Origin of the sequence: Pseudoalteromonas sp. S558, assembly GCF_005886635.1 — a bacterium.
GTDB classification, from domain to species: domain Bacteria; phylum Pseudomonadota; class Gammaproteobacteria; order Enterobacterales; family Alteromonadaceae; genus Pseudoalteromonas; species Pseudoalteromonas aliena.
The window spans coordinates 1-276 of sequence record NZ_PNDU01000648.1; the positions used below are offsets into that span (position 1 = coordinate 1).

General features: G+C 42.0%; 1 protein-coding gene. It reads left to right on the forward strand.

The window, feature by feature from the left end; all coding sequences use genetic code 11:
• A partial coding sequence (locus CWB66_RS21795) for a M14 family metallopeptidase (protein ID WP_138587026.1) occupies positions 1 to 276 on the forward strand: 276 nt, incomplete at both ends.

Genomic DNA, 276 nt, shown 5'->3' on the forward strand with positions numbered 1-276 from the left:
GGTTTGCGTTTTGTAGAAGAAAATTTAAATAGATTATATAATGGCTACCATACAGTTGAAGGCGTGCCAATGAAAAAACACCGCACCCACGCAGAAAAGCTAGAGCAAAATGAAAGTGATATCAATGCACGTGGCGAGCTAGGTAGTAGCCGATGTCAGTACGAGTTACACCCTGCAATTAGAGGCTCCGAAAACGCAAAGTTTGCGGTATCTGCCTTTTTGCAAGCTAAAGCGTGGAAAACATCTCAGCTACAGTATTTATTAAGCTCTGGTGTA